Source organism: Emticicia oligotrophica DSM 17448 (assembly GCF_000263195.1).
GTDB lineage: Bacteria > Bacteroidota > Bacteroidia > Cytophagales > Spirosomataceae > Emticicia > Emticicia oligotrophica.
Map to the genome: position 1 here is coordinate 246192 of NC_018748.1, position 26758 is coordinate 272949.

The following is a 26758-nucleotide window of genomic DNA, read 5'->3' on the forward strand; positions in this document are numbered from 1 at the left end:
AAAGTTTCCTTACAAAAAAACAACCACGTGAATAAAAACACTTTTACCAATCCAGAAAATAAATCACTTATTGCATGGCTACTTTTAAGTATTTTAGCCATGATGTGGGGCTCATCGTTTATTATTATCAAAAAAAGCCTCGATGCTTTTACTCCTATTCAAATAGGTACTATCAGAATTTTAGCGGCAGGAATCGTTTTTTTACCTTGGATAATTTCATCGAGAAAACAATATCCTAAAGAAAAAACAAAATACTTTTTAGCTTCAGGATTACTGGGATATTTCCTACCCGCATTTTTATTCGCTTTTGCAGGAAGTAGAATAAATAGCTCATTATCAGGCACATTAAACTCTGCAACACCTATTTTTGTACTTATAGTTGGAGCTATTTTTTTCCAACAATTCATTCGTAGTTGGCAAGTTGCAGGTCTAATACTCGGTTTTATTGGCAGTGTGGTGTTGGTGCTTTCTTCAAGTAAAGATGGCCTTTCTATTAGCCAACTCAATCCTTACGCCCTACTTGTTATTTTGGCATCTTTGATGTATGGATTCAATGTAAATATTGTAGGGAAGCATTTAAGCGAAATCAATGCCGTATTGCTCAGTGGTTGGACTCTCTTCTCAATGGCAATACTTTCTGCAATTATCCTTTTTTCATCTGATTTTGTTTCAAGAATCAATGCCGATACACTCAATCCATTATTAATGTTACTTTTATTAGGAGCTATAAATTCGGGTTTAGCAGCTATTATTTTTAATTATATCTTGCAAATTTCTTCACCTGTATTTGCTTCATCTGTTACCTACCTCATACCTGTGGTGGCTACAATGATGGGCTTTATTGATGGAGAATCTATATCATTTTTGCATTATTTTGGTATGACAATCATTTTGGTTGGTGTATATTTGATTAATAAAAAATAAACAACAAAACCATGCTAAAAGCAATCGTCAACGACCAAAACTTTGAGATTTCTGAGGATAAAGAACAAATTCTATTAAATAATCAGCCTTTTTCTTGGGATTTCCGTGATATCTCTGATAATCACTACCATATTATCAAAGATAATCAATCGTATAATGCAGAACTCGTTGAGGCCAATTTTGCCGAAAAAATATTCAAAATAAAAATCAATGGCACAATTCATACCGTAAACTTGAAAAATCGTACGGATTTACTTTTAGAAAAAATGGGAATGAGTGGTACGGCTTCTGCTAAGATTAACAATCTCAAAGCTCCAATGCCAGGACTTATTTTTGATATGAAAGTAAAAGAAGGAGATGAAGTAAAAAAAGGGGATGTTCTTTTAATTTTAGTAGCCATGAAAATGGAAAATGCCATTAAAGCAACTGGCGATGGGAAAGTAAAAAATATCAAGGTAAATACTGGCGATAGCGTAGAAAAAGGTCAGTTAATTATGGAATTTGAATAAATAATCAATTGATTATAAGACCTTTAATGACGACAGACGTTGGTTTTTATAAGAAAAACTAACGTCTGTCGTTTTTTATGACGTGTAAATAAAGATTCTGAATTTATTCAATTTTCTGTTATCAAATTTTCGAAACTCAAAAATTAAACCCTAACTTTGTTGGAAAATACACCCGTCAATGTCTGAATTAAAGTACAAACGAATTCTCCTGAAACTAAGCGGCGAAGCCCTCAATGGTGGCGATAAAAGCCAAATTATTAACTCTGATATTCTTTCGCAATATGCCCAAGAAATTAAGGCTGTAGTTGATGCAGGTTGCCAAGTAGCAATCGTCATCGGTGGTGGCAATATTTTCCGTGGAGCTAGCCAAAATTCAGGTATCGACCGTGAACAAGGCGACTACATGGGTATGATTGCTACTGTAATTAACGGAATGGCCATTCAAAGTGCCTTGGAAAAAACAGGCCTCAGTACTCGACTCATGTCGGCAATTAAGATGGAACAAGTGGCTGAGCCATTTATTCGTCGTAGAGCCATTCGTCACTTAGAGAAAGGCCGCGTGGTTATCTTAGGTGCTGGTACTGGAAATCCGTATTTCTCTACCGATTCAGGTGGAGCTCTCCGTGCCAACGAATTAGGCGTAAGTGTATTATTAAAAGGTACTAGTGTAGATGGCGTTTACTCAGCCGACCCACGCAAAGACGCAACGGCCACTCGTTATACACAAATCGGATACGATGAGGCAATTAGCAAAAACCTTAAAGTTATGGACCTTACTGCGTTTGCACTTTGCAAAGAAAACAAAATGCCAATCATTGTGTTTGACATGAATGTAGCTGGCAATTTGATGAAAGTAGTACAAGGTGAAGATGTGGGAACTTTAGTAGGAGATTAATTAAATACATATAGATTTTGTAATTTTAGACTAATGGAAGAAATAGAATTAGTACTCGATATGGCTAAAGATTCAATGGAACGTGCATTGAAACATACGCAAATCGAACTTTCGAAAATCAGAGCAGGGCGTGCATCAGTTCAGATGCTCGATGGTATTCAAGTAGAATATTATGGGGTACCAACTCCACTTGCACAGGTATCGTCTATCACCGCTCCTGATGCTCGTACATTGGCTATCAAACCCTTCGAGCGTAAAATCATCAATGATATTGAGCGTGCAATTATCAACTCAAATATCGGTCTTTCTCCTGCTAATGATGGTGAACTTATTCGTTTAAATATTCCACCACTTACTGAAGAGCGTCGTAAAGACCTTGTAAAGAAAGCAAAAGGTGAAATTGAAATAGCACGTGTAAATGTGCGTAAAGTACGTCAGGAAGCTAACGAAGAATTGAAAAAAATTCAGAAAGATGGTGGTTCGGAAGATGAAGTAAAAAAAGCAGAAGAGCGTGTACAGAAAATGACCGACAGCTATATTGCTAAAGCCGAACAATTAATGGCAGATAAAGAAAAAGATATCATGCAAGTTTAGTACTACACATTTTTAATAATTGTGTAGAATTATATATGAAAGCCTGCTTCTAACAGCAGGCTTTTTTAATTAAATCTTTATAAATTGCATCAAGATATAAATACATTACTCCATAAAATATTTGTATGAATCCTGCCGAACGCATTAGTGAACTGACCGAAAAACTCAATTACTATAATCATCGCTATTATATGGATAGCGTGTCGGAAATTTCTGACCAAGAGTTTGACATGCTCTTGAAAGAATTAGAAAATCTCGAAAATCAATATCCATACCTTAAACTTCCTGAATCGCCTTCGCACCGAGTAGGCGGAACAATCACGAAAAACTTTGCAAGCGTAGAGCACCGTTATCCAATGCTTTCGCTGGCCAACACCTATAATGAACAAGAGCTACTCGATTTTGATGAAAGAGTAAGAAAAGGCCTAAACGGAGAGAGTTATGAATATATTTGTGAATTAAAATTTGATGGTATATCCCTTTCAATGACCTTCGAAAACGGTGTTTTTGTTCGTGGCGTAACACGAGGTGATGGTGTTAAAGGCGATGATATTACTAATAATGTAAAAACTATCAAAACTTTGCCCCTGAAAGTCAAAATACCACCAAGCATCACAACTGGAATTTTTGAAATCAGAGGCGAAGGATTCCTGCCCTATTCTTCGTTTGAAAAAATGAATGCCGAAGCAGAAGCAGCTGGCGAAGAAAGCTATGCTAATGCAAGAAATGCTGCTTCAGGAAGCTTCAAATTACAAGATTCTGCTGAAGTTGCTCGCCGTGGTTTAGATGCCTACGTTTATCAATTTTTATCTGATGAAGAGGTTTTTGCAACGCATGAAGAAAGCTTAATCGCACTCAAAAACTTAGGTTTTAACGTCTCGCAAACTTGGCAAAAATGCCACACAATTCAAGATGTAATCGAGTATATCAAAGAATGGGATGAAAAACGCTTTTCTCTTCCATTAGCTACTGATGGCATTGTGATAAAACTGAATTCAATTGCCCAACGAGCCGAACTAGGTTACACAGCCAAAAGTCCAAGATGGGCCATTGCTTACAAATACAAAGCAGAATCAAAACCTGCTATTTTAAAAGCTGTAACCTATCAAGTAGGGCGTACCGGAGCGATTACACCAGTTGCCGAACTTGACAACGAAAAAAGAAATGGAAAAGGCATTCATCTTTCAGGAACAACCGTCAAGAGGGCTTCTTTACATAATGCCAACGAAATCGAACGCCTAGGTCTACGAATTGGTGACACCGTTTTTGTTGAAAAAGGTGGAGAAATCATTCCAAAAGTTACGGCCGTTGACTTATCGAAACGAGATATGTTCAATACACAAGAAATTGTATATCCAAACACTTGTCCTGAATGTGGTGCTCCACTTACACGCAAAGATGGAGAAGCCAATCATTACTGCACCAATGAGAAGGGTTGTCCTCCACAAATTCGAGGCAGAATTGAGCATTTCATTCACCGAAAAGCAATGAATATTGATAGTTTAGGTGAGGGTAAAATAGAACTATTATACGAAAAAGGCTTAGTAAAAAACATCACTGATTTATATGATTTGACCTATGAAAAACTCTTTGGACTTGAAAAAATAACCGAAGATGAAACAACAGGAAAGGTGAGAAAAGTAGGTTTTAAAGAGAAAACTGTTCAAAATATTCTTGATGGTATTGAAAAATCTAAGCAAGCACCTTTCAAACAAGTGTTATTTGGTATAGGTATCAGATATGTTGGAGCAACTGTTGCCGAAAAATTGGCAGGATTCTTTAAAAATATTGATAATATTAAAGCTGCCGACTACGAAACGCTACGTACTGCCCCAGAAATTGGCGATAAAATTGCTCAAAGTATCATAGAATTTTTCCAAGTAGAAGAAAATCTTGAACTCATTGAAAAACTTCGCAACGCAGGCCTACAAATGGCTGCACAAGATGAAGTAAAAGTAATTGAAGGCGACCAACTTGTAGGAAAAACATTTCTCTATACTGGTACTTTTATAAACTTTGAACGTGAAGCCCTCGAACAAAAAATTGAAGCGAATGGCGGTAAAGTAGTAAGTGGTGTATCTGGGAAATTGGATTACTTGATTGTAGGCGATAAACCGGGTTCATCTAAAATAGAAAAAGCTAAAAAACTCAACGTAAAAATGATTTCGGAAGAAGAGTTTATGGCGATGTTGGGGTAGTTTAGAAATGAGTAATTTGAAAATTGGTTATTGTGATATTCGTTTTTTGTATCAACGAGTTCTCAATAACCAATTTATACTTTATGCCTAATTCTTCAACACTGCACAGATCCACATACCTACAGTACAACAACCCAAGCCCAATGACTCACGCCCAAGTTCGATATTGACCGTCTTCATACCTTGATTCAACAAAACACCTTCCCATGCAGGAGGGAATTGGTTAATTGCCCACATCAAAAACAATAAACCTATACCAAAATACATCAACTTGTCACCTTTTCCTTGTAATTTATAATAGCACAAATAAGTGGGTATCAAATAAACGGGAATCCAAACGTAAGGGTCTGGGTCATTATATTGCACCAAAGCAAAAATAAAGAACACAACCACAAAGAACCAGAGTACTATTTTTTTCAAATCCATATATTTAAAATTTTTGGTTAGGAATATTTATCAAAACAAATCAAAAATATAATTACTGACAAATTAAAAAAATGATAAAAATCGTCATTTTTTTTTGACCTTTTTTATTAGCATTAAAATACCTGACTATCAATAATTTAAAGATGCAATTTCTGCTAAAAAAAAATTATTCATTAACTTTGTTCAAAAAAAACGTTTGCAGGCAGTCGAAAATTTACTACCTTTGTGTCGGCAAATTACCAGCTCCTGCTGAATCCCCCAGGTCTTGACCGAAGCAAGGGTACTGTGGTTGAGCGGTGAATTTGCCTTTTTTTTTTATATTTTGGCAAAGTCCACTATCTCACATTCTCGAATTTTCACTTTTTCTTTAATATTCTCATTAATTATTTCCTCATGAAATTTTTTATTGACACAGCCTCTCTCAAAGAAATTCAAGAAGCTCAAGACCTCGGTATTCTTGATGGCGTAACAACAAACCCTTCATTAATGGCAAAAGAAGGTATAGCAGGAAAAGATAACGTGATGCGTCATTACAAAGCAATCTGCGAGATTGTTGACGGTGATGTAAGTGCAGAAGTTATTTCGACTACCTACAATGAAATGATTGCTGAAGGTGAAGAATTAGCTGAAATTGATGAGCAAATCGTGGTAAAAATACCGATGATTAAAGACGGTATTAAAGCTATCAAATATTTTACGGAAAGAGGAATCAAAACCAACTGTACTTTAGTATTCTCTGCTGGACAAGCCCTATTAGCAGCTAAAGCTGGAGCAACATATGTTTCTCCATTTGTTGGTCGTTTAGATGATATCTCTACCGATGGCATGAATCTAATCGAAGATATTCGCTTGATTTATGACAACTACGGTTTCGAAACCCAAATTTTGGCAGCATCAGTGCGTCACCCGATGCATATCTTACAATGTGCAAAAATTGGTTCTGACGTAATGACAGGCCCTCTTTCTGCAATTATGGCTTTATTAAACCACCCATTGACAGATAGTGGCTTAGCTAAATTCTTAGCTGACCATGCAAAGGCAAACGCTAAATAATATTTTAGTTCTGAATACTGAATTCTGAGTGAGATTAATTACTCAGAATTCTTTTTTGAATAAAAATTGTATAAATTGATAATCAAATCAGAACTCTCCTATTCGTATTCATTACTATGGATTCAGTCATATCGCTTCAGCACGCATACATCTACCAAAGAGAACAACTGATACTTTCAGATGTTAATTTCAACATACAAAAAGGTGAATTTGTGTACCTAATCGGTCGGACTGGGAGTGGTAAATCTTCACTATTACAAACCTTATATGCCGATTTATGGCTTGAAAAAGGTACTGGCCTCATTGGTGGATATGAATTACACGCGTTGAAACGTTCTGAAATCCCTTATCTAAGAAGAAAAATTGGCATAGTTTTTCAAGATTTTCAATTATTAAGCGATAGAAATATTGAAAAAAACTTACATTTTTATTTGAAAGCAATGGGCTGGAAGGATAAAAATGAAATGAATGACAGAATTAAAGAGGTTCTTACTTTAGTAAATCTCCCTCATATTCTTGAGAAAATGCCCCACCAACTTTCTGGTGGAGAACAACAGAGAGTGGGAATTGCAAGAGCATTACTGAATCGCCCAGATATAATTTTAGCCGATGAACCAACGGGGAATCTTGACCCAGAAATGTCTGTTGAAATTCTTAAACTCTTCCTGGCTATCAATGAAAAAGCTAATACTGCGGTATTAATGGCTACACACGATTTCGAACTAATCGAACGCTTTCCTCATCGCACACTTTACTGCGATAAAGGCCAAGTCAGGGATCTCTCTGAAAGTATTTAATCAAATTTTCTAACAGTAAAACTATCGAAACAATACTCTTTGAGCTATTGCGAGTTTTTTATCTCATTCTGAAACCACTTTAATTGGTTTTCTGTTATCATTACCCACCGTTCTAAAAAATTCATGAGTAAATATATTTATGGAATTGACTTTGGCACAACTAATTCGGCTCTAGCGATTCTTGATACCAACACCAATCAATTAGTTAAACTTTTTACAATACCTTCGCTGCTTTTCTTTCCCGAACCTACACACCCGAAAGAAATTGTAAGTCCAACCGTTGGGCATGAAGCCGTATCTTTGTATGTGAAAAATCGGATGCGTGGCCGATTCATGAAGTCTATCAAAAAGGTTTTACCAAATAAAAGCTTTATTGATACACGCATTGGCTCAAAAAGCTATCGAGCAGAAGACTTAGTTGCTTTAATTTTGATTCACTTGAAAAAATTAGCTGATGATTTTACTGGAGAAAATATCACAACAGCAGTAATCGGTCGTCCTGTTGTTTTTGACGAAAATCCCGAAAAAGATGCTATTGCTCAAGAAAGATTATCAAAAGCGGCACAAATAGCAGGTTTTGAGGAGTTTTATTTTCAAATGGAACCCATTGGTGCAGCTTTCACGTATGAACGTCAAATTGAACAAGAACAGCTAGTTTTAGTAGCTGATTTTGGTGGAGGTACTTCTGACTTTTCACTGATGCGTCTAAACCCAAATGCCATCAATCAAGCAGACCGTCGTGCAGATATGCTTGCCCAAGGTGGTATTTATATTGGCGGAGATAGTTTCGATTCTGATATCATGTGGCATAAAGGTACTCCGCATTTTGGACGTGGTGTTAAAGAAGAATTTACTCCAGGGAAACCCATTGATTTACCATTATCGTATTTCACAAGCATTTGTTCTTGGGAAAAAATGAACTTCCTTGATTCACTCCGAATGAAACTGAGCATTGCAAAGTCTTATCAATATTCAGGAAAAGATTATCGAGTAAAAAACCTTCAAACACTCATTGAGCAAAATTTAGGCTATGTGATTTTTAAAGAAATTGAAAAGGTAAAAATTGAACTTACAAAAGATGACAATGCCACTTTTTCATTCAATGAAAGCGATATTTCTATCAACGAACCAATTTCAATTAATGAGTTTTCAGAGGAAATTATCGAGTCTAACTTATCAAAAATCAACCAATATCTCAATGGATTTTTGGAAAGAAATCATATCAAAAACAAAGATGTTGATGTGGTATTTATGACAGGCGGGACTTCGATGGTTAGACCATTAAACGAGATATTTGTTGAGCATTTTGGAAAAGAAAAAATAAAATCTGGCGATAATTTCAATAGTGTTGCCATGGGTTTAGCTTATAGCTATCATGTCTTAGCTGGTGCGGTTGCTTGATAAAGCAAAATAGAAAATCCAATATTTAAATCATTTTACAAATTAATATTTATTTTTTTTGTAGAAACTACAAAATTTGTTTTTCTTAAGCTTTTAAATAAAATTACCCCTAAGAACCTGAATAAAATGACAGCATTAGAAACTGTAAAAAATTATTACGATTGCTTCAATAATAAGGATTGGAACGGAATGTTGGCTCTTGTTCACAAAGATATTAAACACCAACCTAACCAGGGTGAAGAGCGTATAGGTATCGAAAAATTTAGAGACTTTCTAAAAATGATGGATGAGTGTTATGAAGAAATACTTACAGATGTAACGCTTTTCGCAGAACCTACTGGAACACGTGTAGCTGCCGAATTTGTGGTAAACGGCATTTATAAAAAGGGTGATGAAGATTCTCCAGTAGCCCATGGCCAAAAATATGTGCTTCCCGCAGGTGCTTTTTTAGAAGTAAATCAAGGAAAAATTACCAGAGTTACTACTTATTATAATCTTCCACTTTGGATTAAATTAGTTTCTGTGTAAAACATGACTCACCTAACATATATCAAGAAAATAGGTGCTGAAATTGCCACGGTCTTCGATGATTTAGCCCAACTTCGTATTGAGGTTTTTAAAGCTTTTCCATATTTGTATGAAGGCAGCATTGACTATGAGAAAGAATATCTAAAGGTTTATTCTTCTTCTGAAAACGCCATGCTTTTTGCGGTTTATGACGCCGACAAAATGGTGGGAGCTACAACATGTATTCCATTAATTGATGAAACGGCTGAAGTTCAAGAGCCATTTATTCAAGCACAAATAGATATTCAAAGTGTTTTTTACTTTGGTGAAAGTATCTTATTATCAGCATACAGAGGTTTAGGAATTGGCCATCGTTTTTTTGATGAACGAGAAGCCCATGCACGTAGCTTTAAGCAATGTAAACTTACAAGCTTTTGTGCGGTTGTCCGCCCAGAAAATCACCCATTAAAGCCTGCTGACTATCAACCGCTCAGTCAGTTTTGGCAAAAAAGAGGATACACACAAACCCCTTTACTCAAAAGCCAATTTGATTGGCTTGATATTGGGGAAACGCAATCAACCAAGAAGGAAATGATTTATTGGACCAAAGAAATTTCTAATCAATGACCGCCAAAGTTGCTTCCGCCCAATATCCGATTACTACTCATAAAAGCCTTGACCATTGGCGAATTTACACCGAACAGTGGGTAGCCAAAGCTGTTAGGCAAGACGCTGAAATACTTCTATTCCCTGAATACGGTTCAATGGAATTAGTGAGTTTATTTTCAGAAGAAATTCGAGCTGACATTCGTTGGCAGGTAAAAGAAATGGATTCACTCAAAAACGATTTTTGTGAAACCTTTGCTCAACTTGCACGTAAATATGCCGTTACGATTATCGCTCCAAGTTTTCCAGTTCTTGAAGATGAGAAAATCTTCAATCGTGCCTTTGTCTTTTCAAAAAAAGGTTTGATTGGTTACCAAGATAAGTTTTTCATGACTCGCTTTGAAAACGAAGAATGGGGTATTCATTCTGCACCAAAAAAACTTACTTTCTTTGAAGCAGAATGGGGCGGATTCGGCATCCAAATTTGTTATGATGTAGAATTTCCAATTGGTTCACAACTTTTAAATAAGGCTGGAGCAAATTTAATATTATCACCAAGTTGTACGGAAACCATTCGTGGAGCTACACGTGTACATGTCGGTGCCAGAGCCAGAGCTTTAGAAAACCAATGTTACGTAGCAGTTTCTCAAACGATTGGTAATGCGGCGTGGTCGCCAGCGGTAGATATTAACTATGGCTTTGGAGCATTTTACACTACGCCTGATAAAAACTTACCCGAAGAAGGCATAATTTCAATTAGCGAAACTCAAAAAGAAGGATGGCTGATTGAAATGCTTGATTTTGAGAAGATTAATCAAGTTAGAGCCGATGGACAGGTATTTAACTATAATGATTTACAGAAATTATCTACTCAATTGTTGGAAGAAGAAATTGAAATTTCTAAGGTGAAGATTTAAGAACTACTTCAGTATTTTAATCAAAACCCGTCAAAGTCAGCCTAATGGCAATTTGATTGGTATTCGTTAAAACTTGCTTATAGGAAGTATTGTAAGTACTACTAATTTCAATGGTTTTAGGTTTTACTATTTTCGTAGGGTCTGCTTGTTGGAGGTAAATACCTAAATCGAGATAAGCATTTTTTAATTGACCCATTAATTTGAAGCCCACTCCTACCCCTAAACCATAGTTAGGAACAATTTTATTGACTGACTCTAAAACTTCTGATTCATCTTGCGATAATTGCTCAACTATGGCTGTTCTAATAATTTTTGCACCAAAAAAGGCATCAGCATACGGATTCAGCTTCGAACTCCAAAGAATTGGTCGATATCGAGCCACCCCATTTAACCAAAATGAATTATTGGTCACATAGAAAGTCCCAGAAGCATTACTAACAAAATCTTTGTCTCTTCCAATGGATTGATAACCTACTTCTGCACCATAAAAAACAGTTGAGGCCCTTTTTCTTCCGTATGGATTGAATAAACCCCCTAATACAAACCCAGCTTTTGTACCCCCTAAATTACCATCTTTCAGTATCTGCTTATAACCACCTATGGCATTGCCAAAATTCATACCTACGTACCAAGAAGCTTTATCTTCAAGGTATTTTTCTGATTTTGTTTGAGCAAATACACCTAGACACAAAAATTCAACAAAAAGTAAAAGTAGTATTAGTCTTTTCATGATTTTGGGTACATTACTATACAAAACACTTCGTTGAAATATTTCATCAACGAAGTGTTTTGATTATTTACTTAGCTGTAAGGTAAGCAAAAGGCACAATCATTTCTTCAATTGAAATACCTCCATGCTGGAAAGTATCTCGGTAGTGACTCACGTAATGATTATAATTATTTGGATAAGCGAAAAAATAATCTTCCATTGTAAAGAAATAAGCCGTTGAGATATTAGGTTTAGGCAACATAAAGTTTTCTGGCTTACGCACAATCAATACGTGGTCGTCTTTATCGTCAAGATTAAGATTTTTTCCTTGTTTATAGCGTAAATTGGTATTGACATTTCTATCACCAACGATGCGTTTTGGATGCTTTACACGAATCATTCCGTGGTCAGTAGTGATAATCAAACGACCTTTTTTCTCAGCAATTTTCTTCAGTAAATCGAGTAATGGTGAGTGCTCAACCCAAGACCTTGTAATCGAACGATAAGCTGATTCATCGGGGGCTAATTCTTTAATCATACCCATTTCTGTACGGGCATGCGAAAGCATATCCACAAAGTTATAGACAATAGCAATGAGTTGATTTTTCAATAAATTATTGAAATTATCAACCAAACTTTTGCCTTGTGCAATATTCAAAACTTTATGATAAGAAAACGAAATATTCTTACGACTTTTCTCAATTTGTCTTTTCAAAAACTCTGCCTCATTATTATTCAAAGCATCTTCATTTTCACCTTCATCATTTACCCATAAATCTGGGTGGAATTTAGCCATTTCAGAAGGCATCATTCCAGAAAAAATTGCATTTCGAGCGTAAGAAGTTGCTGTTGGTAGAATTGCGTAGTAATCACTCTCTTCTTCTACATTAAAATAATCAGAGATTACCTCTTCGATAACTTTCCACTGGTCATAACGAAGATTATCAATCAATAAGAAAAATAGCGGGGATTCATTATTTACTAAAGGAAAAACCTTTGTTTTCATCAGTTGATGCGATAATAAAGGTTTATCAGCCTTTGGGTCTGATAACCAATCTTCGTAATTATCTTCAATAAATCGACAGAAGTTTGAATTAGCTTCAGCTTTTTGCATTCCAAAAACCTCTTCCATACTCTTATCCTCCGATTTATCTAGTTGTAATTCCCAGAAAATGAGCTTTCTGTAAATTTCCGACCACTCTTCGTGTCCGATGCGGTCGTTATATTGCATGGCTAAGTTTCTGAAATCTTGTTGATAACCTAAGTTGGTTTTTTCGGAAATCAAACGCTTATTATCAAGAATTTTTTTCACTGACAATAGAATCTGATTGGGGTTGATTGGTTTGATTAAATAATCGGCAATTTGTGACCCAATGGCATCTTCCATGATACGTTCTTCTTCCGACTTCGTAATCATGACTACTGGTAAGTTAGGCTTCATTTGCTTTATTTTAGCAAGTGTTTCCAAACCTGTCATACCGGGCATCATTTCATCTAAAAAAACCACATCAAATCGCTCGCTTTCTACTTTATCAAGGGCATCGGCACCACTTGGTACTGGAGTCACGTCATAGCCTTTGGCTTGTAAAAAAATGATGTATGGTTTTAATAAATCGATTTCATCGTCGGCCCAAAGAATATTATATCGCATAAAAAAATTCGTTAAAATCTCAAAAAAGAGTTATATTCATCAATTATCTTATTCTAACGGTCAATGGTATGGTTTGTTGTTTGAACCTAAACAAAAACTTTAGAATAACTCAGTAAACCATATTTACACGAAATCTTTCAACTTTCCTAAATCTTCGGGGGTATCAACTCCTATACTTTCATATTCGGTAATAGTCGCAAAAATTTTGTAGCCATGCTCTAGCCAGCGAAGTTGTTCTAGCTTCTCTGTATTTTCAAGCTTTGATGGTTGTAATAAAGCAATTTTTTCAAGTACATCACTTCTATAAGCATATAGACCAATGTGCTTGTAAAAATCAGCATGGTCGAGCCAAGATTCGGGTGCCTCACCACGTACATAAGGCAATGTCTGGCGACTAAAATACAAGCATTGTTTTCCCAAAGCCAAAACTGCTTTCACCACATTAGGGTCAAAAAGCATGTTATAATCTTTAATTTTTTTTACAGCAGTAGCAATTTCTGTCTTTGAATCAAGTAGTTCAGCCATTTGCTCAATTATAGCTGGGTCGATAAAAGGTTCATCACCTTGAATATTAATGACATAGTCGAATTTACTACTTCCTCCTGCCTTTTGGTAAGCTTCATAACAACGGTCTGTTCCACTTGGGTGATTTTCAGAAGTCATATAAACTTCGCCCCCAAAACCAAGTACGTGGTCATAAATTCGTTGGTCGTCGGTAGCTACTGCCACACTCGTAAGACTTGGGGCTTTTTGTGCTTGTTCGTACACACGCTGAATCATGCTTTTTCCTCCAATATCAACTAAAGGTTTACCAGGGAAACGACTCGAAGCGAATCTTGCGGGAATTATTCCTAGAATTTTCATCTGTTTTGCTAATCAAGGTGGCGAATTTACACCAAAAAAAAAATATATGCGTTAATCTACTATAGAATGATTAAATTTGCATAAAATTGAATCAAATACACAATTTTTAATGTTAAATTTCAGCTGAATTATCAGTAAAAATGAAGGTTTAAGTTTACTACTGAAGGAGATTTCAATCCTATCCCTTCATCTTACCATGATTCATTTACATTTACAAACACTTGTATGTTAAGAATAATTTGTGCTTTAATAGCCTCAGTGCTTTTCCTAAACAATACCTACGCAACTCCCGAAGATTCACTTGGGATTGAAAAAAGAAATGGTAAAATATTAGTTCAACATAAAGTAGAAAAAGGTGAAACCATTTATTCTATTTTAAAACGTTATGATTGTACGGAAAGCGATTTTCTTTCTGTAAATCCAACTTTTAAAAAAGGTGATATTCTTTCACTCGACCAAGTAGTGGAAGTACCCTATAATAGTAAAAAAAAGGTAAGTCAAACCAAGGCTCCAGTAGTAGAAATTATACCATCTGGTGAAAAAACAAGCTCAAAAAAAGTAGAAGAAAAAAGAATCATCGACGAAAATGGCATTGAAATCGTAGATATTCCAGAAGCTACGCCAAAAGACGCAGAAAGTTCATTGAAAGTTAGCTCAGTTGAACCTTCTAAGGAAATAGGGACAAATAAAGCCAAAAACACCTCATCAAAGGCTTCTCTTAAAGCTAAAACACATACTATTATAGCAGGACAAAATCTATTTACAGTAGCAAAATTATATAATATTAAAGTTTGGCAAATTAGAGAATGGAATGCCTTAACCAATGATGCGGTAAAAATTGGACAGGTTTTGGTAGTTGAAAAGCCAGCTTCGTTTGTTGCGAAAGCTACTCCTAAAAAAGACACCCTTAAACCCAAAACTACCACTCAAATTCAAGCCCCTGCGGGTGATGTGGTTAAAGAAACCCCAAAAGAATCTAAAGAACAAGCAGTTATCAATAAACCTGTAACAATACCAAATAAACCAACAAGCACAGTACCCAATGCTCCCGGTGGTAGGAAAGTTTCAGAAAATGGTATTGCTGAAGTAATAACCGCAGGAGAATCTACCAATAAATTTTTAGCTCTGCACCCTACCGCTCCTATTGGCACTCTAATAAAAGTATCCAATGTAGCCAACGGCCAAAGTGTTTGGGTGAAAGTTATCGGTAAATTTAATCCAACACGTGATGTAAAAATTAGAATTTCGAAAAAAGCATTCGATAAATTATCTCCAAAAGATAGTCGTATCAGTGCTGAATTAAGTTATAGTATTAGTAATTAAGGTTTTATCAATCAATGCAAGTTAAATCAAAAATCTGGACGGCTTTTTTCGCAATCCTCTATCCTTTCATTACGACATTTAGCTTTTTATTTACGGCTATTTTAGCAGTCTTTTCATGGGCTTCTAACTTTTTGGTATTTATTCTAAAAAAAGTAAAAGCATAAATGACACAACTAATCGTTGATTTACTCAATGAAAAATATGAGTTGTTTAATCAGCCTAATTTCATTCCCAACGACCCCATCTGTATTCCTCATCAGTTTACGCTAAAGCAAGATATTGAAATAACTGGCTTCATTGCAGCTACCCTTGCTTGGGGCCAACGAAAAACGATAATCAATAAATGTAATGAGCTAATATCTTTGATGGATAAAGCTCCTTATGATTTTATCAAAAATCACCAAGATTCTGACCTTAAACGATTTCTTTCGTTCAAACACCGTACCTTCAACGCTACTGACACTCTATATTTTATTGAATTTTTTAAGGATTTTTATAGCAAAAACGAATCATTTGAAAATGCCTTCCTTGTTGGCTTAAAGCCCGAAAATGAAGATATGAGAGTTGGGTTAGAAAATTTTCAGAAAGTATTTTTTGGTTTGGAAGATTACCCCACACGTACTCGTAAGCACATTGCAACGCCAGCAAGAAATTCTACTTGTAAGCGAATAAATATGTTTTTACGCTGGATGGTGAGAAAAGATGAAAAAGGGGTTGACTTTGGAATTTGGAATCAAATAAATACCTCCCAATTGGTTTGCCCTTGTGATGTACATGTAGAAAGAGTTGCTCGAAAATTAGGATTGATAACACGACCTAAAGCAGACTGGCAAATGGCTATTGAACTGACCAAAAACTTAAAACAACTTGACCCATTAGACCCAGTAAAATATGACTTTGCTCTATTTGGTTTGGGCGTCGAAGGGTATTTATAAAATTTGAGGTTTTAGAATGACGATTTACGATTGAGTTTTTCATCGGATAAATATTCCTTAGAACTTTTTCACTCGTAAATCGTCACTTATTTATAAATCAAAAATCGTCATTCAATCAAAGTCCGTATTTATCAATCAGATAAACCAAAGCAGCCATTGAAGCGGCACCAAGGTTTAACTCACGCTCATTAACTGCTTCGAGCGTATCTGAAAGTGCATGATGAAAATCGAAATAACGTTGAGAATCTGGCTTAAAACCAATCAAAAGTGTACCTTGACTACCCAATGGACCAATATCTGCTCCACCACCTCCGCGACCAATTTCTGCCAAACCGTAAGGTGCTAATAAGTTCTTATATTTTGTAAGTTTAGAGATTTGTGCATCCGTTCCAACCATTCCAAAACCTCTTGGTGTAAAACCACCATTATCAGATTCAATAGCAGCGATATGTTTTTCGTTATTTTGTTTAGCTAAATCAGCATATTTCGTTCCTCCACGTAAACCATTTTCTTCGTTCATAAACATTACCACTCTAATCGTACGCTTTGGTTTGATACCTAATGCTTTTAATGATCTTAGTACTTCTATTGATTGTACACAACCAGCACCATCATCTTGAGCACCTTCTGCCAAATCCCAAGAATCAAGGTGGCCTCCTACTACAATTATTTCATCAGGTTTTTCCGAACCACGAATTTCGCCAACTACATTGTGTGATGGAGCATCAGGCAAAGTTTCGCAGTTTTGTTTGAAGAAAAACTGAATTTTAGGATTTTCTTTCAACATTTTACTTAAAAGATTCGCACCGTTTGTACTTATTGCAGCAGTCGGAATCATTGGTACACCAGTTGCATAACGCATACTTCCAGTGTGTGGTTTATCATCTTGTAAAGTTGTCATAGACCTCACAATTGCCCCCACAGCTCCATATTTTGCAGCTTGTGAAGCACCACCTCCACGTTGATTAACGGCACCACTATACGCATCGAATGTATTAATTTTAGTTGGGTCCATTGGTCGATTAAAAAGAACTATCTTCCCTTTTACTTTTTCGGTACCCAATGCTTCTAGTTCTTCAAAACTTTTCACCTCAATTACTTCTGCCTTGATTCCAGTTGTTGGCGTGGCAACCGAACCACCCAATGCAGCAATTGGTACATTTACTTTTTGCTTACCTGATTCAATATATGCTTGTTCTTTTGCTCCGCGAACCCAATGTGGTACCATTACATCTTGCAAGAAAACGCGGTCAAACTTATACTCCTCCATTACTTTTTTGGTGTATTGTACAGCTTTTGCTGCACCTTCAGAACCACTTAATCTTGGGCCAATTTGTTTGGATAAATGGGTAAGTGTTTTGTAAGCTTCACCTTTAGCAAGAATTTCATCATAAATTTTCCGAATTAATAGCGAATCGCTTTCTTGCGAGTAAGCTGTAAATGAACATAAAGTCAGGGCGACTAGGATTTTTTTCATGTTTAATAAAATAGATAGATATATAGCTTATTGACTGAGCAATTTAGTAAAAAAACATCTTTAAGCATTAATAAATGTAGATATTAATTTTAATAAATTATTTAAAAATATTTTCTCAAAACTTGAATAAATAACAAATAATATTTTATTTAAAACATTTCTCAAAAAATCGTACTTTTGTTAATAAAAAATCTTTTTTAATCATGATTGAAGCCAGAGAGTCGGTAGTAGAAATTAAAAAAAATAAATTAAAACAACAGCTGTTGAAAGAACTATACTTAAATGGTCCTAATACGATAATTGATTTAAGTAAAATACTCCATTCGAGCCCGCCTTCAGTCAATGTGCTTTTTATTGAATTGATGCAAGAAGGATGGATAAGTGAAGTGGGTACTGGTAATTCTAAATCAGGACGTAAACCTGTTTTGTATGGTTTAAATGCCAATCATGGCTACATTATCACTTGGCTCATTAATAAATTTGAAAGTTCGATTATTGTTTATAACCTTAAGAATGAAGTTTGTGCTCAAAAGAAATTCAAATTTCAGATAGAAAATAATGCATCTTATGGCACTTTCATTTTGGAAAACACCATTGAATTCCTTAAAAATGTAAATATCAGCAAAGATAAAATTTTAGGAATTGGTGTCTGTATGCCGGGTTTAATTGATAAAGAAACTGGAAATAATTTCTCTTATCCAACCAGTGAAGGAAAAGCCATCAATATAATATTGAGTGAATATTTTAATGTACCCTCTTATACACTCAATGACGCCAAAGCCATTGCTTTAGGTGAAAAAAGATTTGGTTTGGCACACGACTACAACAATGTTCTAGCAATCAATATCGACTGGGGAGTTGGCTTAGGTATTTTAATTGACGGAGAAGTATTCAATGGAACTTCTGGATTTACTGGCGAACTTGGGCATATTCAAGTTAGAGGAGCTGGTGAACTCTGCTCATGCGGAAAAATCGGATGTTTGGAAACGGTAGCTACAGCCCAAGTACTTATTAAGAGAGTAAAAGAAGAATTAAATAATGGGCGAGTTTCAAAGATTATTCAACTTGCCAAAGGAAATGTTGAAGCCGTAGATGAAGATATGATTATTGCGGCAACTCATTCGGGAGATGAACTTTGTATTGACTTACTTAATGAAATTGGAACCGAACTTGGCAAAGCTTTATCAATTGCTGTTCATTTATTCAATCCAGAATTAATTTTGGTAGATGGTTTACTTGCCAAAGCCGATAAATTCATCACTATTCCAATAGAACAGGCAATCAACAAATATTGTCTAGGAGAATTTAAAACAAAGTTATCTGTTAACACCTCACGTTTGGAAGAATCTGCGGGTTTTCTGGGTACATTTTCATTCGTATTAGAGCATCTTTTTGATGAGGTATAGGTAAAATTCAACGAGACACAAACAAAGTTGTGTCTCGTTGAATTTTAGAATTGCTTAGTTCCTGCATCAATCTTAATAATGTAGCTTTTACCTCCAACCTTTTCGATAGCTTCAGCTACTTTTTCAGGATTATTCGGTGCATAGACAAACATACACCCTCCACCGCCTGAACCATTGATTTTACCGCCTAATGCCCCCGCTTCGAGTGCTGCACTCAACATTCTTTCAATTTTAGGTGTTGAAATTTCTAGTACATCTCTCAAAATACCGTGATGCTCAAGTAATAAATCACCTAATATTTTATCGGTCATTTCTCCACTTTTGAAAAGAGCTAAAGCTTCTCTTAAAATATCTCGATTACGAAGTGTACCCGTAAGAAGTACATAATCATCTTCACTCAAAATAGGCTTTAATAATGCTTTCTGCTGAGAATCAAAAGTATGTAAAGAAAAATCAGGTTGATGAGATTTAATTTTCTCAATGAGTTCTAAACGAGCAAACTTCGCTCGTCTCAAAACCCCAATGGTATCTTTAGGCTCACAAGAGTCGGCCAAAACAAAACTACCTAACTTTGGTTCAATGGCTTCAGCAGTTGTTTTTGGCTCAAATTCGAGATAAACAGCATGCCCGATGGCAGTTGACAGTTGGTCCATCATTCCTCCTGGCTCGCCAAACTCTACCACCTCTGCAAAAAAAGCCATTTCACCTATTTCTTTGGCAGTAAATTCATGAGGATTATCAGCCATTTTTGATAAAAAATGAATCCAAGTAACTAATAAAGCTGAAGAACTGGAAGTACCCGAATTAATTGGAATATTTCCTTGAACCGTACACTCGATACCCTTCGAAAAAGTTAAACCTTTATCAATCAGCATATTATATCCACTTCGAAAATAATCACGCTTTTGTTTATACGTCATTCTTGTTTCAGAAACGCTTAAAATAAGCTCTGATTGAATATCTGGTAAATGTATAATAATCTGTTTGTCAGCACGGTGTTCACCAGTAATATTAACTCTACGTGAAATTGCAGCAGCGATTACTGGCAATCCGAGGTAATCTTGATGTTCTCCAAAAAGGCATATTCGCCCAGGAGTAGATATTTTAATCATTTATTAAATTCCTAAAGGTAGGTTTGTATTTTATTTCTCAAAAATAGTATAAAACTTTGAAAGGATTAAATATTTATTTATCCATAATTTATTTATTGATAAATTTTTTAAAATAATTGTGGAATTAATAAAAAATATTTTTATTTGTAATATGATTATGAAAGTCGGTAAACGTAATTTCCTTACATTCATCAGCAAAGCATCATCATAATTAATAGAGAAAGTTAGTAATTTAATTTTTATCCCCTATTCAACTTGAAATAGGGGATTTTTTTATGTCAAAAAAAAGCTTCGCTAAGTTTTAGCGAAGCTTTTTCTACAATTTCAATATTTTAATCATTAAGCTGTCTTTCTAGTCTTCATAAAGAAATAAAGTCCAGTAAATGCCACAATCAAGATTGCAGGGAAGAGAACCATTGTGCTCAAAGTTGCTTGTCCAGCAGCTAATTCAAGAGCATCACCAGTTAAACCTTCAGCCGTTTTCTGAGCACGAGCATCATCAATCCAGCTACCAATAATTGGTTGGAAAATGGCAGTTGAGAACATACCTACGCCACCAATAATTGACATACCTAACGCACCACTCAAAGGCACTTTTTCTGCTACAAAACCAACCATATTTGGCCAGAATAACGCAACACCCAAAGCAAAGAAAATGGCAGCGACATACGCCATAGAACCTGTTTGAGTACTAAATAAATAAATACCAATAGCAGCAAAAATTGATGAGCCTAATAATACACCAGTTTGGTCGAATTTCTCAACAATTGGCCCAGCAAAGAATCGAATAACGGCCATCAAACCAGTTACTAAAGCTAATATTAACATCGGACTTGCACCACTCTTACTCATAATCAAGCCTGTCCATTGTTGTGGGCCAAACTCAGAAATAGCTGTAAGGGCCATACACAAGAACATAAAAATATAAAGAGGTGTAGCCATTGCTTTTAAGTTTTCTCCGATAGAAGTTACACCTTCAACTTTTGGCTTAGGGAAAGCTTGTCCCCAGAATAAATACGCATAGATAATTGTTGGAATCAAAATCAACCAAATTTGTGCTTGCCAAGACATTCCTGCATCAGTCATAAATTTAGATAACAAGCTACCGATTACGATACCGCCAGGGAACCACATGTGAAAACGGTTTAACATTTTACTCATATCTGTTCCTGAATAAGCATCAGCAATCATCGGATTACAAGCAGCTTCAGTACAACCATTTCCTAAACCAATAAAAAATGTAGAAATCAAGAGTCCAGTATAACCTCCTGAATAAATAGTAAGAATGATACCTAAAGCATGAGATACAAATGCTATCATCATGATTTTCTTAGGCCCAACTGAATGATAAACGAGTCCACCAATAATCATCGCAAGCGGGAAGCCTAAAAACCACATTGAGTTGATGAATCCTAATTGCTCGGCTGTTAGGTTGAAGTCAGTACCTAACTGTGGTAAAATACCAGCACGAATACTAAAAGAAAACGCTGTTGTAATGAGGGCGAAACAACTCCCCAAGAAAAGACGACTCTGATTAACCATAGTATTTAGAAGGTTTTTAAGGGTTTTGAATAAATTGAGCCGTAAAAATATAATATTTAAAATTTTCCCAAAAGAAAATCCTATTTTTAATTGTGGTTTAGACACTTTTTCAGAAATTTGGAGACGAAAAAATATCAAAAATGGTGTTCTAATTTTAGAACAAGAAAATTTATACATATTTCGTACAATTGTAAATTTTTCACTCAATCCTATAATATAACTATGGCTCGTAAAATCCGAATGGGTATGGTTGGCGGTGGTCGAGGAGCATTCATTGGTGGTGTTCACCGTATCGCAGCTGCCATTGATGGAGAAATCGACTTGGTTTGTGGAGCGTTTAGTTCGACTCCCGAAAAATCAAAAGCTTCTGGCGAAGACTTAATGCTTGACCCAGCCCGTTGCTACGCCGATTTCAAGGAAATGATTCAAAAAGAAAAGCGTCGTAAAGACAAAATTGATGCAATTTCAATCGTTACTCCAAATCACATGCACTTTGCTCCAGCCAAAATGGCTTTAGAGAATGGTTTCCACGTGATTTGCGACAAGCCCGTAACATTTACGCTTTCAGAAGCAAAAAAATTGAAAGACATCGTTGAAAAAACAGGTCTTACTTTTGCCCTTACTCACAACTATACTGGCTACCCAATGGTAAAGCAAGCTCGTGCCATGATTAAAGCTGGTGCCATTGGCAATATCCGCAAAGTTGTAGTAGAATACCCACAAGGTTGGTTATCTTTCCCTGAAGAGCAAAAAGGTACAAATAAACAAGCTGAATGGCGTACTGACCCTAAACGTTCGGGAATTGCGGGTGCTGTGGGTGATATTGGCACACACGCAGAAAATCTGGCAGAATACATCACTGGCTTACAAATCACAGAAGTTTGTGCCGATGTAAGTCGTGTCGTTGAAGGACGTTTACTAGATGACGATGCCAACGTTTTACTTCACTTCGATAACGGTGCTAGAGGTGTGTTAATGTGTAGCCAAATTTCAAATGGTGAACAAAACGGACTCAACATCAGAGTTTTTGGTGAATTAGGAAGTTTACATTGGCATCAGGAAACGCCACAATATTTGAAGCACAAATCAATTGATGGTCAAAGAATTTTTGAACCAGGCGTTGGGGAACTTTATCCAGCGGCTCAGGTAAGTTCAAGAATTCCTTTTGGGCATCCAGAAGGATATTTAGAGGCATTTGCCAACATTTACAAAAACTTTGCTCGCACAGTTCGTAAGCGTATGAATGGTGAAACACCGAGTGAATTTGACCTCGATTTTCCAACCATTGATGATGGAATTAGAGGAATGCAATTTGTAGAAACGGTTATTGCATCAGGCAAATCTTCTTCAAAATGGGTAAAGTTTAAAGGTTAAAAACTTTCCTAAAAAATTAAGTTAAATTTAAATTAAGTTTTTACTCATTCATTCATTGAAAATTGATTTATGAAAACAATTAAAGGTCCAGCTATATTTCTTGCTCAATTTATGGGCGATGAAGCTCCATTTAATTCATTAGATACAATTGCCGACTACATGGCTGGCTTAGGCTACAAAGGTATCCAACTTCCATCATGGGATGGCCGTGTGATTGACCTACAAAAAGCTGCAGAAAGCCAAACATATTGCGATGAGTTGAAAGGTAAACTCAAAGATAAAGGTTTAGAAATAACCGAATTATCGACGCACCTTCAAGGGCAATTAATTGCTTCGCATCCTGCATACAATACCATGTATGATGCTTTTGCACCAGCAGCCGTACATGGTGATGAGCCAGCACGCCGCCAATGGGCAGAACAACAACTTAGATGGGGAGCCAAAGCTTCACAAAATCTTGGTTTGAAATCACACGTGGGTTTTTCGGGGGCTTTAGCATGGCCTTTCCTATACCCTTGGCCGCAACGCCCAAGTGGACTTATTGAAACTGCTTTTAAAGAATTAGCTACTCGTTGGAAGCCAATCTTAGATTATTACGATGAGTGTGGAGTAGATTACTGCTACGAATTACACCCGGGTGAAGATTTATTTGATGGTTCTACTTTCGAAATGTTTGTTGACTATTTAGGTGGACACTCTCGTGCTTGTATCAACTACGACCCAAGTCACTTCGTACTTCAACACCTCGATTACCTTGCATTCATTGACCTTTACCACGACCGTATCAAAGCTTTCCACGTGAAGGATGCAGAATTTAATCCATCAGGTAAGCAAGGTGTATATAGTGGCTATGCAGGTTGGGCAAACCGTGCTGGACGTTTCCGTTCTTTAGGCGATGGACAAGTTGATTTCAAAGGAATTTTCTCGAAACTTTCTCAATATGATTACGATTCGTGGGCAGTTTTAGAGTGGGAATGCTGTGTAAAATCATCTGAGCAAGGTGCTGCAGAAGGTGCTCCGTTTATTCAAAGTCATATCATTCAAGTTGCCACACGTGCATTTGATGATTTTGCCGCTACGGGTGCAGATGAAGCTGTTAATCGCCGAGTATTAGGTATTTAATAGTTTTTTATATAAAAAATTAGTTTCGGGACTATGACTAGTCCCGAAACTTCTATATAACTACAACTTAGCTCCGGTTTAAATAGATAACTGCAAAATTATTCCAAACCGGATGTATTAAAGAGTAATTTTCGAATAATTCCTGTAGAAGTTTTTTGTCCATATTAAAGGCTATTTTGTCGATTTTAATCTTCTATATTAAGATTCGTTACCTATATTTCTTCCTCAATTATTTAAAAATTGTTAATTTAAATTAAATTCAACCAATGAAATCAAAACTTAGCATTCTTGCCGTGGCTCTTTTACTTTCAAGCAGCACTTTCGCTCAAAAAGGTAAATGGGTTACATTATTCGATGGCAAAACTTTTACTAACTGGCACGTATATAACAAAGCAGGGCAACCAATTTCAGATAAATGGAAAGTACAAGATGGTACATTGGTTTTTGCTGGAAAAGCTAAAGGCGAAAAGCATGGCGATGACCTCATTACTGATAAAGAGTATGAAAACTTTGAGCTTCAATTAGAATGGAAAGTTTCAGAAGGTGCTAACAGTGGTATTTTTTATGGGGTTAATGAAGATCCAAAATACGGTGTTCCGTACTTAACTGGCCCAGAAATTCAGGTGCTTGATAATGAGCGTCATCCAGATGCTAAGGCTGGGAAAAACGGCAACCATAAAGCTGGTGCTTTGTATGATATGATTCCTTCAGCCTCTGTTACTAAACCTGCTGGCGAATGGAATACAGTGAGAATTATCAAAAATAAAGGAGAAGTAAGTGTTTATCAAAATGGTACACTTTCGGTGAAGTACAAATCTGAAGGTCCAGAATGGGAAGCTTTAGTTGCCAATAGCAAATTTAAAGGCTGGGAAGGATTCGGAAAGTTTTCTAAAGGACACATCGGACTTCAAGACCACGGAGACGCTGTTTCATTCAGAAAAATTCGTATCAAAGAATTATAATATCTTTATAAATACAATAATAAAAAATGCGAGCCGTTTCCGACTCGCATTTTTTATTATCATTTCATTTCCAAATTAATATCCCGGATTTTGAACCAAAGCTTTGTTGGTATCAATTTCACGTTGTGGAATTGGAATAACTAATTTATTATCGCTAAATGCTAAAGTTCCAACATTTCTTTTCAAACGCTTCGCATCGTGTACTTGTTGCCCTTCAAAAGCTAATTCAAGTTTACGTTCTGTCAAAATAGCGTTTAAATCTACTGTTGTTAAAGTTCTGGCACCTGCTCTTGCTCTAATTAGATTAATATCAGCTAAAGGAGTTGCTCCAACTGAAGTTCCTAAACGTTGGTTAGCTTCTGCACGTATCAAATACATTTCCGCTAAACGTACTACTGGAACATCACCATATTGGTCTAAGAATTTTGCTGTAAAGTTATTGTTCGATGCTCTTACGAAAAATGTTCCGCGAGTATCACCAGCACTGTACAGAGCCAAGTGTTTCGCTTGTATACGAATATCACCACGACCTTGGTATGTTGATGGTGCATAGAATGTATTTAAATCATTTCCACCATCTTGGTCTGTAACAATCACTTTAAAAATCATTTCACCGTCATTAGTCGCATCATCAAATGCTTCAGGGAAAGATGGAGCAAGAGCGAATTGACCACTTGAGATAACACGATTTGCGGCATCACGTGCAGCAGCGTAATTTCCTTGTTGTAGATAAACTCTCGCCAAGATTGCTTGAACTGCATTTTTAGATGCAAAACCAGCATCACTAATATTTCCTAATAAAGATTCTGCTTTGGTCAAATCTTCTAATACTTGAGCGTAAACTGCGGCTACAGTGGCTCTTGGACGATTATCTGTTTCACCAACAACACGAGTTGGAGTAGTTACTAACGGAACCCCTAAATTCGTATTATTATCACCATCGCCCCAAGCTTTTGCCCAAAGTCTAACTAAATCAAAATATACCAAGCCACGGATAAAACGAGCCTCACCTTCTACCTTTGCTTTTTTGCTTGCTTCTAATTTATCTAAAGTAGCCAAAACATTATTTGCACGGTTGATGGTATTGTATGCTTGTAACCAAGTAGATTGAGTCTGGCCATTTGTTGTTGTCATAGTCTTTCTCCACAACTCATCTAATGTAGAAAAAGTACCCGCAAAACGAACTTCAGCATCATCACCTAGTAAATCACCAGAATATTGAACTGCACCACCATAAAGGTTGATGCTTGACAGACCATCATACGCACCAATGAGCGTAACCTCAACGTCTTGTGAGGTAGCAAGAGCCGTTGACTCCTCAATTGATTGAGTAGGCTTTACATCTAAACGGCTATCACAAGCAGTCATGAAAGTGACAGTTGCTCCAACCAAAAGCCAATTTTTAATATTTTTATTCATTTTAATCAAAATTTCTTTAAGTAAATAAATCAGTC

The 26758-nt window shown here is 36.1% G+C and carries 25 protein-coding genes; 17 read left to right on the plus strand and 8 right to left on the minus strand.

Annotation, left to right across the window (positions count from 1 at the left end):
- Positions 1-27 precede the first annotated feature (27 nt).
- The 5 genes from EMTOL_RS01095 (at position 28) to ligA (ending at position 5120) form a co-directional block, all read left to right on the plus strand.
- Positions 28-924 carry a DMT family transporter gene (locus EMTOL_RS01095; RefSeq protein WP_015027413.1) on the plus strand — a complete coding sequence of 299 codons (897 nt, stop codon included), beginning with the start codon at positions 28-30 and terminating at the stop codon, positions 922-924.
- Positions 925-935: 11 nt separating this feature from the next.
- A complete protein-coding gene (locus EMTOL_RS01100) occupies positions 936-1433 on the plus strand; it encodes an acyl-CoA carboxylase biotin carboxyl carrier protein subunit (RefSeq protein ID WP_015027414.1) in 498 nt (165 codons plus the stop codon).
- Positions 1434-1611: 178 nt separating this feature from the next.
- On the plus strand, positions 1612-2328 hold the full coding sequence (pyrH, locus tag EMTOL_RS01105; RefSeq protein WP_015027415.1) for a UMP kinase: 717 nt from the start codon (positions 1612-1614) through the stop codon (positions 2326-2328).
- Positions 2329-2361: 33 nt separating this feature from the next.
- Complete coding sequence (frr, locus tag EMTOL_RS01110) at positions 2362-2922, plus strand: ribosome recycling factor (protein ID WP_015027416.1); 561 nt, start codon at positions 2362-2364, stop codon at positions 2920-2922.
- Positions 2923-3047: 125 nt separating this feature from the next.
- Positions 3048-5120 (plus strand): NAD-dependent DNA ligase LigA, encoded by a 2073-nt coding sequence (ligA, locus tag EMTOL_RS01115; protein ID WP_015027417.1) that lies wholly within the window; start codon positions 3048-3050, stop codon positions 5118-5120.
- Between the two features lie 87 nt (positions 5121-5207).
- Here ligA and EMTOL_RS01120 read toward each other — a convergent pair whose 3' ends face one another.
- Entirely contained in the window at positions 5208-5546 is a 339-nt protein-coding gene (locus EMTOL_RS01120) for a transmembrane 220 family protein (RefSeq protein WP_015027418.1), read from the minus strand.
- Positions 5547-5939: 393 nt separating this feature from the next.
- On the opposite strand from EMTOL_RS01120, the gene fsa reads away from it, so the two are divergent.
- The 6 genes from fsa to EMTOL_RS01150 all read left to right on the plus strand — a co-directional run bounded on the left by fsa (position 5940) and on the right by EMTOL_RS01150 (position 10827).
- Complete coding sequence (fsa, locus tag EMTOL_RS01125) at positions 5940-6599, plus strand: fructose-6-phosphate aldolase (protein WP_015027419.1); 660 nt, start codon at positions 5940-5942, stop codon at positions 6597-6599.
- Between the two features lie 116 nt (positions 6600-6715).
- On the plus strand, positions 6716-7396 hold the full coding sequence (locus EMTOL_RS01130) for a cell division ATP-binding protein FtsE (protein WP_015027420.1): 681 nt from the start codon (positions 6716-6718) through the stop codon (positions 7394-7396).
- 123 nt (positions 7397-7519) lie between these two features.
- Complete coding sequence (locus EMTOL_RS01135) at positions 7520-8797, plus strand: Hsp70 family protein (RefSeq protein ID WP_015027421.1); 1278 nt, start codon at positions 7520-7522, stop codon at positions 8795-8797.
- 126 nt (positions 8798-8923) lie between these two features.
- Positions 8924-9325: a nuclear transport factor 2 family protein gene (locus tag EMTOL_RS01140; RefSeq protein WP_015027422.1), complete on the plus strand. Its 402-nt coding sequence runs from the start codon at positions 8924-8926 to the stop codon at positions 9323-9325.
- 3 nt (positions 9326-9328) lie between these two features.
- The gene (locus tag EMTOL_RS01145) at positions 9329-9931 is read left to right on the plus strand and encodes a GNAT family N-acetyltransferase (protein WP_015027423.1); all 603 of its coding nucleotides are present in this window, start codon (positions 9329-9331) and stop codon (positions 9929-9931) included.
- Positions 9928-10827 (plus strand): carbon-nitrogen hydrolase family protein, encoded by a 900-nt coding sequence (locus EMTOL_RS01150; protein ID WP_015027424.1) that lies wholly within the window; start codon positions 9928-9930, stop codon positions 10825-10827. The genes EMTOL_RS01145 and EMTOL_RS01150 overlap by 4 nt, the downstream gene beginning before the upstream one ends.
- 16 nt (positions 10828-10843) lie before the next feature.
- Here the strand turns inward: EMTOL_RS01150 and EMTOL_RS01155 are convergent, their stop codons facing one another.
- The 3 genes from EMTOL_RS01155 to kdsB all read right to left on the minus strand — a co-directional run bounded on the left by EMTOL_RS01155 (position 10844) and on the right by kdsB (position 14051).
- Positions 10844-11557: a hypothetical protein gene (locus EMTOL_RS01155; RefSeq protein ID WP_015027425.1), complete on the minus strand. Its 714-nt coding sequence runs from the start codon at positions 11555-11557 to the stop codon at positions 10844-10846.
- 67 nt (positions 11558-11624) lie between these two features.
- A complete protein-coding gene (porX, locus tag EMTOL_RS01160; protein ID WP_015027426.1) occupies positions 11625-13187 on the minus strand; it encodes a T9SS response regulator signal transducer PorX in 1563 nt (520 codons plus the stop codon).
- A gap of 123 nt (positions 13188-13310) precedes the next feature.
- A complete protein-coding gene (gene kdsB / locus EMTOL_RS01165) occupies positions 13311-14051 on the minus strand; it encodes a 3-deoxy-manno-octulosonate cytidylyltransferase (RefSeq protein WP_015027427.1) in 741 nt (246 codons plus the stop codon).
- A 225-nt stretch (positions 14052-14276) separates the two neighbouring features.
- On the opposite strand from kdsB, the gene EMTOL_RS01170 reads away from it, so the two are divergent.
- Both EMTOL_RS01170 and EMTOL_RS01175 read left to right on the plus strand, forming a co-directional pair.
- Entirely contained in the window at positions 14277-15374 is a 1098-nt protein-coding gene (locus EMTOL_RS01170) for a LysM peptidoglycan-binding domain-containing protein (protein WP_015027428.1), read from the plus strand.
- A gap of 164 nt (positions 15375-15538) precedes the next feature.
- Positions 15539-16309: a TIGR02757 family protein gene (locus EMTOL_RS01175; protein ID WP_015027430.1), complete on the plus strand. Its 771-nt coding sequence runs from the start codon at positions 15539-15541 to the stop codon at positions 16307-16309.
- A gap of 115 nt (positions 16310-16424) precedes the next feature.
- Here EMTOL_RS01175 and EMTOL_RS01180 read toward each other — a convergent pair whose 3' ends face one another.
- A complete protein-coding gene (locus EMTOL_RS01180; RefSeq protein WP_015027431.1) occupies positions 16425-17786 on the minus strand; it encodes a M20/M25/M40 family metallo-hydrolase in 1362 nt (453 codons plus the stop codon).
- Positions 17787-17989: 203 nt separating this feature from the next.
- On the opposite strand from EMTOL_RS01180, the gene EMTOL_RS01185 reads away from it, so the two are divergent.
- Positions 17990-19192 carry an ROK family protein gene (locus EMTOL_RS01185; RefSeq protein ID WP_015027432.1) on the plus strand — a complete coding sequence of 401 codons (1203 nt, stop codon included), beginning with the start codon at positions 17990-17992 and terminating at the stop codon, positions 19190-19192.
- Positions 19193-19236: 44 nt separating this feature from the next.
- Here EMTOL_RS01185 and EMTOL_RS01190 read toward each other — a convergent pair whose 3' ends face one another.
- Both EMTOL_RS01190 and EMTOL_RS01195 read right to left on the minus strand, forming a co-directional pair.
- Positions 19237-20304: a GHMP family kinase ATP-binding protein gene (locus EMTOL_RS01190; RefSeq protein WP_015027433.1), complete on the minus strand. Its 1068-nt coding sequence runs from the start codon at positions 20302-20304 to the stop codon at positions 19237-19239.
- Positions 20305-20643: 339 nt separating this feature from the next.
- Positions 20644-21846: an MFS transporter gene (locus EMTOL_RS01195; protein ID WP_015027434.1), complete on the minus strand. Its 1203-nt coding sequence runs from the start codon at positions 21844-21846 to the stop codon at positions 20644-20646.
- Positions 21847-22068: 222 nt separating this feature from the next.
- On the opposite strand from EMTOL_RS01195, the gene EMTOL_RS01200 reads away from it, so the two are divergent.
- From EMTOL_RS01200 to EMTOL_RS01210, 3 genes are all read left to right on the plus strand, one after another.
- Positions 22069-23220, plus strand: coding sequence for a Gfo/Idh/MocA family protein (locus tag EMTOL_RS01200; RefSeq protein ID WP_015027435.1), 1152 nt, complete (start codon positions 22069-22071; stop codon positions 23218-23220).
- 69 nt (positions 23221-23289) lie between these two features.
- On the plus strand, positions 23290-24342 hold the full coding sequence (locus EMTOL_RS01205) for a sugar phosphate isomerase/epimerase family protein (RefSeq protein WP_015027436.1): 1053 nt from the start codon (positions 23290-23292) through the stop codon (positions 24340-24342).
- A gap of 266 nt (positions 24343-24608) precedes the next feature.
- Complete coding sequence (locus EMTOL_RS01210) at positions 24609-25304, plus strand: 3-keto-disaccharide hydrolase (protein WP_015027437.1); 696 nt, start codon at positions 24609-24611, stop codon at positions 25302-25304.
- Positions 25305-25379: 75 nt separating this feature from the next.
- Here EMTOL_RS01210 and EMTOL_RS01215 read toward each other — a convergent pair whose 3' ends face one another.
- On the minus strand, positions 25380-26723 hold the full coding sequence (locus EMTOL_RS01215) for a RagB/SusD family nutrient uptake outer membrane protein (RefSeq protein WP_015027438.1): 1344 nt from the start codon (positions 26721-26723) through the stop codon (positions 25380-25382).
- Between the last annotated feature and the right edge of the window lie 35 nt (positions 26724-26758).

What these genes read in the sequence shown, in the direction of transcription:
- EMTOL_RS01100 (WP_015027414.1), top strand. Translation starts at nt 936, where the DNA reads ATGCTAAAAGCAATCGTCAACGACCAAAACTTTGAGATTTCTGAGGAT.
- pyrH (WP_015027415.1), top strand. Translation starts at nt 1,612, where the DNA reads ATGTCTGAATTAAAGTACAAACGAATTCTCCTGAAACTAAGCGGCGAA.
- frr (WP_015027416.1), top strand. Translation starts at nt 2,362, where the DNA reads ATGGAAGAAATAGAATTAGTACTCGATATGGCTAAAGATTCAATGGAA.
- ligA (WP_015027417.1), top strand. Translation starts at nt 3,048, where the DNA reads ATGAATCCTGCCGAACGCATTAGTGAACTGACCGAAAAACTCAATTAC.
- EMTOL_RS01120 (WP_015027418.1), bottom strand. Translation starts at nt 5,546, where the DNA reads ATGGATTTGAAAAAAATAGTACTCTGGTTCTTTGTGGTTGTGTTCTTT.
- fsa (WP_015027419.1), top strand. Translation starts at nt 5,940, where the DNA reads ATGAAATTTTTTATTGACACAGCCTCTCTCAAAGAAATTCAAGAAGCT.
- EMTOL_RS01130 (WP_015027420.1), top strand. Translation starts at nt 6,716, where the DNA reads ATGGATTCAGTCATATCGCTTCAGCACGCATACATCTACCAAAGAGAA.
- EMTOL_RS01135 (WP_015027421.1), top strand. Translation starts at nt 7,520, where the DNA reads ATGAGTAAATATATTTATGGAATTGACTTTGGCACAACTAATTCGGCT.
- EMTOL_RS01140 (WP_015027422.1), top strand. Translation starts at nt 8,924, where the DNA reads ATGACAGCATTAGAAACTGTAAAAAATTATTACGATTGCTTCAATAAT.
- EMTOL_RS01145 (WP_015027423.1), top strand. Translation starts at nt 9,329, where the DNA reads ATGACTCACCTAACATATATCAAGAAAATAGGTGCTGAAATTGCCACG.
- EMTOL_RS01150 (WP_015027424.1), top strand. Translation starts at nt 9,928, where the DNA reads ATGACCGCCAAAGTTGCTTCCGCCCAATATCCGATTACTACTCATAAA.
- EMTOL_RS01155 (WP_015027425.1), bottom strand. Translation starts at nt 11,557, where the DNA reads ATGAAAAGACTAATACTACTTTTACTTTTTGTTGAATTTTTGTGTCTA.
- porX (WP_015027426.1), bottom strand. Translation starts at nt 13,187, where the DNA reads ATGCGATATAATATTCTTTGGGCCGACGATGAAATCGATTTATTAAAA.
- kdsB (WP_015027427.1), bottom strand. Translation starts at nt 14,051, where the DNA reads ATGAAAATTCTAGGAATAATTCCCGCAAGATTCGCTTCGAGTCGTTTC.
- EMTOL_RS01170 (WP_015027428.1), top strand. Translation starts at nt 14,277, where the DNA reads ATGTTAAGAATAATTTGTGCTTTAATAGCCTCAGTGCTTTTCCTAAAC.
- EMTOL_RS01175 (WP_015027430.1), top strand. Translation starts at nt 15,539, where the DNA reads ATGACACAACTAATCGTTGATTTACTCAATGAAAAATATGAGTTGTTT.
- EMTOL_RS01180 (WP_015027431.1), bottom strand. Translation starts at nt 17,786, where the DNA reads ATGAAAAAAATCCTAGTCGCCCTGACTTTATGTTCATTTACAGCTTAC.
- EMTOL_RS01185 (WP_015027432.1), top strand. Translation starts at nt 17,990, where the DNA reads ATGATTGAAGCCAGAGAGTCGGTAGTAGAAATTAAAAAAAATAAATTA.
- EMTOL_RS01190 (WP_015027433.1), bottom strand. Translation starts at nt 20,304, where the DNA reads ATGATTAAAATATCTACTCCTGGGCGAATATGCCTTTTTGGAGAACAT.
- EMTOL_RS01195 (WP_015027434.1), bottom strand. Translation starts at nt 21,846, where the DNA reads ATGGTTAATCAGAGTCGTCTTTTCTTGGGGAGTTGTTTCGCCCTCATT.
- EMTOL_RS01200 (WP_015027435.1), top strand. Translation starts at nt 22,069, where the DNA reads ATGGCTCGTAAAATCCGAATGGGTATGGTTGGCGGTGGTCGAGGAGCA.
- EMTOL_RS01205 (WP_015027436.1), top strand. Translation starts at nt 23,290, where the DNA reads ATGAAAACAATTAAAGGTCCAGCTATATTTCTTGCTCAATTTATGGGC.
- EMTOL_RS01210 (WP_015027437.1), top strand. Translation starts at nt 24,609, where the DNA reads ATGAAATCAAAACTTAGCATTCTTGCCGTGGCTCTTTTACTTTCAAGC.
- EMTOL_RS01215 (WP_015027438.1), bottom strand. Translation starts at nt 26,723, where the DNA reads ATGAATAAAAATATTAAAAATTGGCTTTTGGTTGGAGCAACTGTCACT.